The sequence below is a fragment of the Corallococcus aberystwythensis genome (assembly GCF_003612165.1).
Lineage (GTDB): Bacteria > Myxococcota > Myxococcia > Myxococcales > Myxococcaceae > Corallococcus > Corallococcus aberystwythensis.
Genome location: NZ_RAWK01000095.1, coordinates 24,575 through 31,808, shown reverse-complemented (window position 1 = coordinate 31,808; position 7,234 = coordinate 24,575). Strand labels below are relative to the sequence as shown.

At 71.7% G+C, this 7,234-nt stretch carries 6 protein-coding genes; 4 read left to right on the top strand and 2 right to left on the bottom strand.

The features are described from left to right. Positions 1–94: 94 nt before the first annotated feature. Complete coding sequence (locus D7W81_RS17325; protein ID WP_120556500.1) at positions 95–1,306, bottom strand: small ribosomal subunit Rsm22 family protein; 1,212 nt, start codon at positions 1,304–1,306, stop codon at positions 95–97. A gap of 58 nt (positions 1,307–1,364) precedes the next feature. Here D7W81_RS17325 and D7W81_RS17320 point away from each other — a divergent pair, with 58 nt between their 5' ends. Genes D7W81_RS17320 through D7W81_RS17310 form a run of 3 tightly spaced genes read left to right on the top strand, consistent with a single transcriptional unit; the run spans position 1,365 to position 3,977 of the window. Next, positions 1,365–2,375: an ABC transporter ATP-binding protein gene (locus D7W81_RS17320; RefSeq protein WP_120556499.1), complete on the top strand. Its 1,011-nt coding sequence runs from the start codon at positions 1,365–1,367 to the stop codon at positions 2,373–2,375. Further along, positions 2,372–3,178, top strand: a complete 807-nt coding sequence (locus D7W81_RS17315; RefSeq protein WP_120556498.1) for an ABC transporter permease — start codon at positions 2,372–2,374, stop codon at positions 3,176–3,178. The genes D7W81_RS17320 and D7W81_RS17315 overlap by 4 nt, the downstream gene beginning before the upstream one ends. A 4-nt stretch (positions 3,179–3,182) precedes the next feature. Continuing rightward, entirely contained in the window at positions 3,183–3,977 is a 795-nt protein-coding gene (locus tag D7W81_RS17310) for an ABC transporter permease (protein WP_120556497.1), read from the top strand. 4 nt (positions 3,978–3,981) lie between these two features. On the opposite strand, the gene D7W81_RS17305 is transcribed toward D7W81_RS17310, so the two are convergent. Then, positions 3,982–4,899 carry an MBL fold metallo-hydrolase gene (locus D7W81_RS17305; RefSeq protein ID WP_244227257.1) on the bottom strand — a complete coding sequence of 306 codons (918 nt, stop codon included), beginning with the start codon at positions 4,897–4,899 and terminating at the stop codon, positions 3,982–3,984. Positions 4,900–5,030: 131 nt separating this feature from the next. On the opposite strand from D7W81_RS17305, the gene D7W81_RS17300 reads away from it, so the two are divergent. Next, positions 5,031–7,205, top strand: a complete 2,175-nt coding sequence (locus D7W81_RS17300) for a Kelch repeat-containing protein (protein WP_244227256.1) — start codon at positions 5,031–5,033, stop codon at positions 7,203–7,205. Positions 7,206–7,234 lie beyond the last annotated feature (29 nt).

The following is a 7,234-nucleotide window of genomic DNA, read 5'->3' as shown; positions in this document are numbered from 1 at the left end:
GGTGGGCAGCGCGAGGGGACGGCGGGGCACGGGGCCTCCGGAAGAGGGACTGCATCCTCCTACGGAATGGCCGCCGCGCCCGGGTCGTGTCCGCTCAGGGCTTCGCGGGCGGGACGGGCGCCGCGGGCTCGCGCGGGGCTTCCGGCGGCTTGGGCGCGGGGGGCACGCCGCGCCCGGCCTGGGCCACCATGCGCACCTCGGCGTTCTCCCCGAGCGCGAAGCCGTCGCCCTTCGTCTCCAGGTCCGTGACCTCGATGACGTCGCCGCGCTGGAGGTGGAAGAACTTCTCGTTCTTCTCCGCGCGGTGGCGCTCCTGCATCGCCAGGCCCACGCGCCCCTCCGGCCCGCAGCCGATGTAGCGCTGGCGGCCCTTGCCCTCCAGCGACTCGCTGACGATGCGGAACAGCCGGCCCGGCGGAGGCTCCGGCCAGGGCTCGCCCTTGGGCGCCACCAGCAGGTAGCTCATCTTGAGCGACTCCTTGTGGAAGCCCGCCACGCGCGCCAGCTCCTCCACCACCTTCGGCATGGGCCACGCGCGCTCGGCGTGGCACCAGTCCGTCTCCTTCACCAGCGCGGGGCACGGGCCCCGGAACATGCACGGCGCGCGGATGGCGTAGCCGCGCTCCACCAGCAGGTCTCGCACCTTGAGCAGGTTGCGGCTCGTCTCGCGCAGCGCGGGCTCCATCACCAGCAGGCTGCCGCCCTTCTTCACCTTGGTGAGCACCGACTCCAGCAGCGCGGCGCGCGGCTTCAGCGCTTCGTCCGTCGCGCCGTACAGCTCGTTGACCACGTGCCCCATGGTGATGAGGTCGTACTGGCCTTCCGGCAGCGTGGCGTTCTTCTTCAGCGGATCCCACTCGCGCGTGGCCATGGCCTCGCCGGCCTCCGTGGCCAGCTTGCGCGCCAGCTCCAGCGCGGGCTTGCTGCGGTCCGCCGCCGTCACCTCACTGGCGCCCGCGTCCATGGCCGCGAAGGCCACCGGGCCCGGGCCGCTGCCCAGGTCCAGCACGTGGCGCGGCCGGTTCGGCAGCTCGCCCAGCACCTGGCGGGCCTGGGCGTAGGACACCGGCCAGTAGAAGAGGAGGTAGGCGCCCAAGAGGCGCGGGTCGTCCATGTACCGGGCGCCGGCCAGCTGCCGGTCACGCGTGAGGCCGAGCGACAGCTGCTTCACGCCCGCGCCCACCTCCTTGACCTCCTGTGGCGTGAGGCGGCCTTCCGGCCCGTCCTGCCGGCCCCGGGACGCGCGCCACACGGAGATGAGCCGGGGCAGCCATCGCTCCAGGTCCTTGCTGTATGCGTTGCTCATCGTTGCCTTCACATCAGGGGTCGCCACCCGGAGGCGACCGCGTTAAACCCATCCCGCCATGATTTCCGTCCGCGGACTGCGCAAGCACTATCAGGTCCACAAACGCCCGCCTGGCCTGAAGGCGGCCCTGCGCTCGCTCGTCCACCGTGACTACACCGCCGTCAAGGCCGTGGACGGCATCTCCTTCGACATCCAGCCCGGGGAGCGCGTGGGCTTCCTGGGCCCCAACGGCGCGGGCAAGACGACCACGCTCAAGGTGCTCGCGGGCCTCCTCCACCCGTCCGAGGGGGAGGTCACCGTGGACGGCCACGTGCCGCGCTTTCGCGAGGAGGCGTTCCTCAAGAAGATCATGCTGGTGATGGGGCAGAAGCAGCAGCTCCTGTGGGACTTGCCGCCGTCGGAGACGTTCGAGCTCAACCGCGCCATCTACGACGTGCCCCGCCTCCAGTACAAGCAGACGCTGGACGAACTGGTGTCGCTCCTGGAGCTGGAGGAGCTCATCGGCAAGCCCACCCGGCAGCTCAGCCTGGGGGAGCGGATGAAGTGCGAGCTGGCCGCGGCCCTCATCCACCGCCCCCGGGTGCTCTTCCTGGACGAGCCCACCATCGGCCTGGACGTGTCCATGCAGGTGACGATGCGCGCGTTCATCAAGGCCTACAACGAGCAGACGGGCGCCACGCTCATCCTGACCAGCCACTACATGGACGACGTGGCGGCGCTCTGTCCGCGCGTCATCGTCATCGACAAGGGGCAGCTGTCCTACGACGGCAGCCTGGACGCGCTGGTGCAGCGCGTGCGCCCGGAGAAGCGCGTGGTGCTGCGGCTGGGCCAGCCGGTGGACGCGGCCCTGCTGACGCCGCTGGGCAAGGTGGTGTCGCACGAGCCGGGCTCGGCGGTGCTCCAGGTCCAGCAGGACGCGGTGAACGCCACGGTGGGCCGCGCCCTGTCCACGCTGCCGGTGACGGACCTGACGGTGGAGAACGCGCCCCTGGAAGAGGTGATGAGCGAGCTGTTCCAGGAGGGCAAGGCACGCCGGGCGGAGGCCGCCCGGGAGGAGGTGCCCGCGTGAGCCTGCGCACGTCCCTCAAGGCGCTGCCCACCCTGCTGCGCATCGGCTTCTCCGAGGCGGTGGCCTACCGCGCGGAGATGATCATCTGGGTGCTGGCCACCACCATGCCGCTCATCATGCTGGCCTTGTGGTCGGCGGTGGCGCGCGGCGGGCCGGTGGGCCGCTTCGGGCAGGCGGAGTTCACGGGCTACTTCCTCGCGGCCTTCTGCGTGCGGCAGATGACCAGCTCCTGGGTGGCGTGGCTGGTCAGCTACGAGGTGAAGCAGGGCACGCTGGCGATGCGCCTCCTGCGGCCCATCTCCCCGTTGCTCGCGTACGCGACGGAGGTGCTGGCGGGCATCCCGCTGCGCGTCGCCATCGTCCTGCCCGTGCTGGGCATCAGCGTGTGGGTGGCGGGCGCGGAGCGGGCGGTGCCCACGTCGCTGGGAGGCTGGGGGCTGTTCGCGCTGGGCATCGCGGGCGCGTGGCTCATCACGTTCTATCTGAACGTGCTGCTGGGCACGCTGAGCCTGTTCCTGGAGAGCAGCCAGAAGCTGATGGAAGTCTACATGGTGCTGTTCTTCGTCTGCTCCGGGTACATGTTCCCGGTGGAGTTCTTCCCGCCCGGCGTGCGCACCGTCATGGAGTGGCTGCCGTTCCGCTACCAGATGGGGCTGCCGGTGGAGCTGCTGACGGGGGCGCACGCGGCGAAGGAGGCGTGGGCGCTGCTGGCGGCGCAGTGGGCGTGGGTGGCGGGCCTGGGCGTGGTGTCCACGGTCGTCTGGCGGCGGGGCCTGGCGCGCTTCGCGGCGTTCGGAGGGTAGGGCGGTGAACGCGAAGCGCTACCTGCGCCTGCTGGGCGTGCAGTTGAAGGCCTCGGGGCTCCTGGCCCTGCAGTACCGCGCGGACTTCCTGGCGGAGGGACTCACGTCGCTGGCGTGGACGTTCACCGCGCTGGCGCCGCTGTTCGTCGTCTTCGGCGCGCGGCCCAGCATCGAGGGGTGGACGTTCCACGAGTCCCTGCTCGTGGTGGGTTGGTTCACGCTGCTCCAGGGCGTGCTGGAGGGCGCCATCAGCCCCAGCCTCACGGGCATGGTGGAGCACATCCGCAAGGGCACGCTGGACTTCGTGTTGCTCAAGCCCGCGGACGCGCAGTTCCTGGTGTCCACGCAGCGCTTCCTGCCGTGGCGCGCGGTGAACGTGCTGTCCGGCGTGGCACTGTTTGTCTACGCGTTCGTGTCGCTGGGGCGCTGGCCGTCGTTGCCGGGCGTGTTCGCGTCGCTCGTGCTGCTGGGGACGAGCATGCTCATCCTCTACTCGCTGTGGATCCTCGTGGTGAGCGCGGCCTTCTTCGTGGTGAAGGTGGACAACCTCACGTACCTGTTCACGTCCATCTTCGACGCGGCCCGCTGGCCGTCCTCGGTGTTCCGGGGCTCGCTGGCGTGGGTGTTCACGTTCATCATCCCGCTGGCGCTGATGACGACGTTCCCCGCGCTCGCGCTGCTGGGCCGGCTGCCGTGGACCTGGCTGGTGGGCGCGGTGGTGGGCGCGGTGGCGTTCGCGGCGGTGGCGCGGTGGGTGTGGCTCATGTCCATCCGCCACTACACGTCCGCGAGCAGCTGAAGCCTCAGGGCCGGCGAGCCTGACGGGCCCACTCCGCGCGCACGAGGTGCGGCAGGAGCTTGGCGTAGGCGTAGCCGGGGTAGCGCTCCTTCAGCTTCGCCTCCACCGCCGCGAGCGGGTCGCTGCTGGGGTGTTCCGCGCGGCGCTCACGGGTCACCTCCTCGCGCACGGCCTGGACGTAGGCGGTCTGCGCGTCCAGCAGCTCCGGGCCGCCGGGGAGGCCTCGACCGGGGTGGATCCACTTCGGCTTCAGCGCGCGCAGCTCCTCCAGGCGCTGGAGCCATTCCGTGGTGTCGCCCCCCTCGAACCAGTTGTGCGCGTCGCGGGCCACGAGGTCGCCGGTGAAGAGGTGTCCCTCCCATTCCACGACGACGTGGGCCGCGCTGGAGCCCGCGCCCAGGACGTGGGCCTTCAGCGTGACGCCGGCCGCGCTCAGCTCCCGGGTGCTGTCACCAAAGCTGTCCGCGAGCACGAGCTCCCGGGGGTAACGGCCGTTCCAGTACTGCTTGAAGAGGTCGGGCGCCCACTTCTCGTGGACGGCGGGGATGCGGGCGCGGACCGGGCCGGAGGTCACGGCCGGGACGCCCGATTCCTGGAGCAGGGCCGTGCCGTTGAAGCTCTCCGGGTTCGCGTGGAGGACGATGGCGAGCTTCGGCTCCTTGCCGGTGACGTCCTTCGCGAAAGCCAGCTCCTTGCGCAGCGCGGAGGGCAGCAATTGCGTGTCGATGAGGACCAGGCCCTCGGGGCCTTCAATCCAGTACGAAGCCGTCTGAAGCGACCACTCGGAGGAGATGTATCCGCCGATCCGCGGGTCGCCCTGCTCCTGGATCGAGTGGGAACGGTAGTGGGTCGCGACGACAGGCTGGGTTGCGCCACAGCCACCCAGGACGCAGGCCAGCGCGGCGGCGAGAAGCATTCTCATGAGGGCTGAGTCTACCCATCAGGTCTGGCTGATAGGAATTCCGTGGTGGTGTCTTGCTTCCGTCTGGGTTAAGGGGCCGCCCCCCTGCGGCGAAAGCCGCATCCCCCTTGAAGTGAAGGACCTTCCCCCCGATGACCCGTATCCGTTTCCACGGCCTGATGGCCGCGCTCTCGCTTGCGTGCGCGCTGGCCTGTGCCCCCGAAGCACCGTCTTTCATTGAAGCCCCCGCCACCACCGCCTCGCGCCTGGACACGTCCTCGTGGGGCAGCGCCGGCACCATGTCTTCCTCGCGCGTGGACGCCACCGCCACCCTGCTGCGCAATGGCTATGTGCTCGTCGCGGGTGGAGGGACGTCCGCCGCGGAGCTGTATGATCCGCGCTCCGGCCGCTGGTTCTCGCTGGGCGCCATGGCCACGAGCCGCCAGCGCCACACCGCCACGCTGCTGGCTTCCGGCAAGGTGCTGGTGGTGGGCGGCGGCGCCTCCGTCCTGGCCGCGAACGGCGCGGAGCTGTTCGACACGGACACCAACAGCTGGTCCGCGGTGAGCGGGCTGGACGTGGCCCGTTCCCAGCACACCGCGACGCTGCTCCCCGACGGCCGGGTGCTGGTGGTGGGCGGCGACAGCGGCTTTGGCAACGCGCTGGCCACCGCGCTGCTGTACACCCCCGCGACGAACACCTGGGCCGTCACCGGCCGCCTGGGCGCGGCCCGCCTGGGCCACACGGCGACGCTGCTGCCGGACGGTCAGGTGCTGGTGACGGGGGGCCGGGACAGCGCCAACGGGAGCGTGCTCGCGACGGCGGAGCGCTACGACCCCGCGACGGGCGAGTGGACGGCGGTGGGCCTCATGACCACGCAGCGCATGGGGCACACGGCGACGCTGCTCCTGTCCGGTCAGGTGCTGGTGGCGGGCGGCTTCTCGGGCAGCCTGGCCACGGACACGACCGAGTTGTTCGACCCGGGCACCGGCACCTGGACGGCCCAGGGCGCGCTGCCGTCGCTCAGCGTCTTCCACACCGCGACGCTGCTCACCTCCGGGCAGGTGCTGGTGACGGGCGGCTCCACGGGCGGCCAGCCGTACCTGGACCGCGCCGCGCTCTACAGTCCGGCCACCGGTGCCTGGACGGAGACGGCGACGATGGCCACGCGCCGCATCAGCCACGCCGCCGCGCTGCTGCCGTCGGGAGAGGTGCTGGTGCTGGGCGGCGTGCCCCAGGCGGGAACGCGCAATGCGTCCGCGGAGCGCTACCGTCCGTCCATCCTGCCGTGGAGCCCGGCCGCGGGCCTGGGCACCGCGCGCTCGCAGCTCAGCGCCACCCGGCTGAACACGGGCGACGTGCTGGTGGCGGGCGGTGCGTCCTCCTCGGGGACCGCGCTGTCGAGCGCGGTGCTGTACGACGAGGCGGCGAACACCTGGCGGGACACCGCCGCGCTGGGCACCGCGCGCTTCCTGCACTCCGCCACGCCGTTGAATGACGGACGCGTGCTGATCAGCGGCGGGCAGCGGGATGCCTCCACCTGGCTGTCCGCCACGGAGGTGTACGCGCCCGCCACGGGGACCTGGACGCCGGTGGGAGACCTGGGGACGGGACGGGCTCGTCACACCGCGACGTTGCTTCCGGGCTCCGGCAAGGTGCTGGTGGCGGGCGGCGCGTCCGGCGCGAGCTCCTCCGCCACGCTCGCGAGCGCGGAGCTGTTCAATCCGGCCACGGGCACCTGGAGCCCCACGGGGGCCATGGGCCATGCGCGCACGTACCACGCGGCGGTGCCGCTGCCCTCGGGCGAGGTGCTGGTCATGGGCGGCAGCTCCACCGGGGCGAACGCCATCACCGCGAGCGCGGAGCTGTTCAATCCGGCCACGGGGACGTGGCGGCCCACGGCGTCCATGGCGGTGGCGCGCTATGGCCACATCGCGGTGCCGCTGGGCAATGGCGGGCAGGTGCTGGTGGCGGGCGGCTGGGGCGTGGAGGGACCGCTGCGCTCGGCGGAGATCTACGACGTGGCGCGCGGCACCTGGAAGACCGTGGCGCCCATGAACACGCCGCGCTACCTGCCGCACGCCCTGGCGCTGCCCACGGGCCGCGTGCTGGTGGTGACGGGGGAGGGCGGCTCGGGATTGGGCGTGCTCGATTCGGCGGAGGTGTATGACGCCGCGATGAACGCGTGGACGTCCGCGGGCATCCTGTCCACGCGCAACTCGCACCACGGGCTGGCCCTGCTGCCCTCCGGGCGCGTGCTCGCCGCGGGCGGCAGTGGAAGCGGCGGCGCGCGAGTGGCCGTCGACGTGTACTCACCGGCGCCCTGAGCCCCTGAGCCGGCAACCGGCACGGGGCG

Coding starts and splice junctions, on each gene's coding strand:
- D7W81_RS17300 (WP_244227256.1), top strand. CDS start 5,031: ATGACCCGTATCCGTTTCCACGGCCTGATGGCCGCGCTCTCGCTTGCG.
- D7W81_RS17325 (WP_120556500.1), bottom strand. CDS start 1,306: ATGAGCAACGCATACAGCAAGGACCTGGAGCGATGGCTGCCCCGGCTC.
- D7W81_RS17320 (WP_120556499.1), top strand. CDS start 1,365: ATGATTTCCGTCCGCGGACTGCGCAAGCACTATCAGGTCCACAAACGC.
- D7W81_RS17305 (WP_244227257.1), bottom strand. CDS start 4,899: ATGAGAATGCTTCTCGCCGCCGCGCTGGCCTGCGTCCTGGGTGGCTGT.